The sequence below is a fragment of the Paracoccus benzoatiresistens genome (genome assembly GCF_026913015.1).
Classification (GTDB): Bacteria; Pseudomonadota; Alphaproteobacteria; order Rhodobacterales; family Rhodobacteraceae; genus Paracoccus; species Paracoccus benzoatiresistens.
This window is the reverse complement of the sequence record NZ_JAPTYD010000127.1, coordinates 1-2,861: the sequence shown is the minus strand read 5'-3', so window position 1 is coordinate 2,861 and position 2,861 is coordinate 1. Positions and strand designations below refer to the sequence as shown.

4 protein-coding genes and 1 pseudogene are annotated in these 2,861 nt (G+C 63.1%); 2 read left to right on the top strand and 3 right to left on the bottom strand.

Annotated elements, in window-relative coordinates; genetic code table 11:
- The first annotated feature begins 160 nt into the window (after nt 1-160).
- Nucleotides 161-373, top strand: a complete 213-nt coding sequence (locus OU682_RS23650; protein ID WP_268944628.1) for a hypothetical protein — start codon at nt 161-163, stop codon at nt 371-373.
- 693 nt (nt 374-1,066) lie between these two features.
- Here the strand turns inward: OU682_RS23650 and OU682_RS23645 are convergent.
- On the bottom strand, nt 1,067-1,468 hold the full coding sequence (locus tag OU682_RS23645; RefSeq protein WP_268944627.1) for an antibiotic biosynthesis monooxygenase family protein: 402 nt from the start codon (nt 1,466-1,468) through the stop codon (nt 1,067-1,069).
- Complete coding sequence (locus OU682_RS23640) at nt 1,465-1,788, bottom strand: NIPSNAP family protein (protein ID WP_268944626.1); 324 nt, start codon at nt 1,786-1,788, stop codon at nt 1,465-1,467. Before OU682_RS23640 ends, OU682_RS23645 begins: the two co-directional genes overlap by 4 nt.
- Before the next feature lie 70 nt (nt 1,789-1,858).
- Here OU682_RS23640 and OU682_RS23635 point away from each other — a divergent pair, with 70 nt between their 5' ends.
- Nucleotides 1,859-2,524 carry an ArsR/SmtB family transcription factor gene (locus OU682_RS23635; RefSeq protein ID WP_268944625.1) on the top strand — a complete coding sequence of 222 codons (666 nt, stop codon included), beginning with the start codon at nt 1,859-1,861 and terminating at the stop codon, nt 2,522-2,524.
- Nucleotides 2,525-2,645: 121 nt separating this feature from the next.
- Here OU682_RS23635 and OU682_RS23630 read toward each other — a convergent pair.
- Nucleotides 2,646-2,861, bottom strand: a pseudogene (locus tag OU682_RS23630) (type 1 glutamine amidotransferase domain-containing protein); the annotation flags it as partial.

Here is a 2,861-nt window from a genome sequence, read left to right as displayed (position 1 = left end):
GCTGAGAATTGACGGCGCGTGAACACCGCCATGATATGCCGCCCCTCAGGGCATCACCAACTTTCGCTCATTACTCCTGCAGAGCTGCATGCGATCTCTTCCCGGTCTTTCTGCCGGGTCGCTCCTATCGGATGACCTTTGCAAGAGAGGAGTTTCTTCCATGAGTGCATCAAAGACACTTTTCCGGGCCACGCGCTCGGAAACCCGCGCCGATGTCACCGATCGCGCTGCCCGTGAGATCATCGATGCCGAGGCCGCTGCACGCAACCAGCGGATCGCCCGGCTCAGATCGCTTCGTCTGCAGAGCGAAGCTGCTGCGCGCGACGTGTCGAAAACGAAGCCAGCTCGAAAGTCACGCAAGAAGGCAGGCTGAAGTCCGACTGCCGGGAGCAGGCAACGGGTGCCGTGGCCGGTCTAGTGCTGCCATGGCCGTCAGCAGGATAGGCTTGAAACGGCCATCATCGATCGGTGTTCGTGCTCTGCCACCAAGAATCGAGAGCGTCGTCAAGGACACGCGGGATCGTTTGCTTCTGGGCATTGCCGGTCTTCTGCATCCAGACGAGCCTGTTTTCCGTTTGCCAGGGAGCAGCAGGCACGGGCTCCTGAGATCCAACGGTCCCATCTTATGAGCCTCGCCGCCTGCCCGTTGCGGGAGAGAAAACACAGCCCATGGAACAGGAATGACCCGCGGGAGTTGAATCCACCGTGCCGGCGGAACCTGACGGAGCTGAACACATGATCACCCATGTCGAGGCCACCCGGCTGAGGGACGAACGCCTCGTCCGGGCTGTCAAGAGCGCGGAGGAGGCCAGTGGCTTTCGAACCGGGATCCGATATTCCGAGCGGGGTCGCCATCTGGTCCAGGTGTCGCTTGTTCCCCGGAGGCATTGGTGGATCTGCGATCTGGATGACGAGGGCAGGCTCTTCAACTGTCGGATCATGACCACAGAGGATTATGCCCGGACGAGCGAGAGGCCTCGTCACTGAAGTGCCGCGAACTCCCTGATTGCTCTCGGCCCACGAAAGATCGTGCAGAACGACCAGGGCAGGGCAGTTGACCGGACATTCAGTCCGGGCGCGACTTGCCTGCCCATGTTCGCGCAGCATTGGTGGATTGTCTCCCCTCGGCATGGATCAGGCGGCTGTCGGCTGGTGCCTCATCTCTGGAGGTCATGCCGTAATCCCGAGCGACAGCGGCGATGCGCAGGCGATAGTCGGCAAACACGCGATCCCGCCCGGCAGCCTGCACCCGGCGGTGCTCGGGCAGATTACGCCATTGCGCGATGGCTGCCTCGTCGCGCCAGAAGGACAGGGACAGCACCTTGCCCGGCGTTGTCAGGCTCTGGAACCGCTCGATGGAGATGAACCCGTCGATGTCGGCTAGCAGGGGCCGCAACTCGGCGGCAAGATCCAGATATTCCCCCTGGGCTTCGCCGGGCACCCAGGCTTCGAAAATGACGGCGATCATGCGCGGTCACCATGCGGTGCCGAGGCCAGTCTGACGAACAGCCGGTCCTCGCGGCGGATGAAGCCTTCGCGCCGGGCAAAGTCATAGTTCTGCCGGCCCAGGGGATCGGCGGCAAGCCTCGTGCGATAGGCCTCGTATTCGGCCAGCGACGGCAGCGAGTAGATGCCGTAGGCGGTGCTTGCCGAGCCCTCGTGAGGCGCGAAGTATCCGATCAGTTCGGCGCCGCAGCGGGGAATGCACTGGCCCCAGGTCCGAGCGTAGTCGTCAAACAGGTCGCGCCGGTTCGGATCGATATCATAGGTGATGATGCAGGTGATCATGGCTGGCCCTTCTTGCTGTCCTTCCTGCTAACCGATTGCCGCATCGGGATGGTTCGATTAGCGTCGAACCATGAGGGAAGGTCCCGAGATTGCGCGCATCGCCGCCCTGGTTGCCGATCCTGCCCGCAGCGCCATGCTGCTGGCCCTGATGGACGGGCGCGCCCTGACCGCAACCGAGCTGGCAAGTGTTGGCGGCATCACCAGGCAGACAGCCAGCAGCCATCTGGCCAGGCTGGTCGAGCGGGAGGTCCTGGTCGTCGAGGCGCAGGGGCGGCACCGCTACTTCCGGCTGGCGGGCTCCCATGTGGGCGCGCTTCTGGAAGCGCTGATGGTCTTCTCCAGCGATGCCGTTCCCCCTTTGCGCACGGGTCCCAGGGACCTTTCTCTCCGCAAGGCGCGGATCTGCTACGACCACCTGGCCGGAGAGATGGGCGTCATGCTTTATGACCGGATGTTGGAGGAGGGCTGGCTGGGCCGCGATCTGGACCTGACGGACAAGGGATGGGCGAGGCTGGCCGACCTGGGGCTGCAGCACGGTGACTTGCCCGCCAGCAACCGGCCGCTCTGCCGCGCCTGCCTCGACTGGAGCCAGCGGCGGCATCATCTGGCCGGAAGGCTCGGGAAGGCCGTGCTTGATCGTGTTCTTGCCTTGTCATGGGCGCGTCACCTGCCTGCATCGCGGGTGATCGTGTTTCATCCGGAAGGGGAAAGACGGTTTGGTGAATGGCTGCGGTGACGCCGACACCTCCGGTCGCTCTGTCTGCATCAGGCAGTTTGCTGACGGCGTTGAGGATGTGACCGCCCCTCGCTGGCATCTGTGTGCAAGGTTGGGTCACTTTCCTTTGGCACGCTGCTGATCAGCTGGTCTGCGAACTCTTCAAGGCAGATAGAAGCCGCTGCGCCGTTTCCTCGGAGGAACCCGGGTTCTGACCGGTGATCAGAAGGCCGTCCTGCACCACATAAGAGGTCCAGTCATCGGCCCGCGTGAAGCGTCCGCCTTTTGCGGCCAGTTCATCCTCCACAAGGAAGGGAACAATCCTGGTGAGACCCACGGCTTCCTCTTCGGTGTTGGT

Excerpts from the sequence above, each read along its gene's own strand:
- OU682_RS23650 (WP_268944628.1), top strand. The coding sequence starts at position 161 with ATGAGTGCATCAAAGACACTTTTCCGGGCCACGCGCTCGGAAACCCGC.
- OU682_RS23645 (WP_268944627.1), bottom strand. The coding sequence starts at position 1,468 with ATGATCGCCGTCATTTTCGAAGCCTGGGTGCCCGGCGAAGCCCAGGGG.
- OU682_RS23640 (WP_268944626.1), bottom strand. The coding sequence starts at position 1,788 with ATGATCACCTGCATCATCACCTATGATATCGATCCGAACCGGCGCGAC.
- OU682_RS23635 (WP_268944625.1), top strand. The coding sequence starts at position 1,859 with ATGAGGGAAGGTCCCGAGATTGCGCGCATCGCCGCCCTGGTTGCCGAT.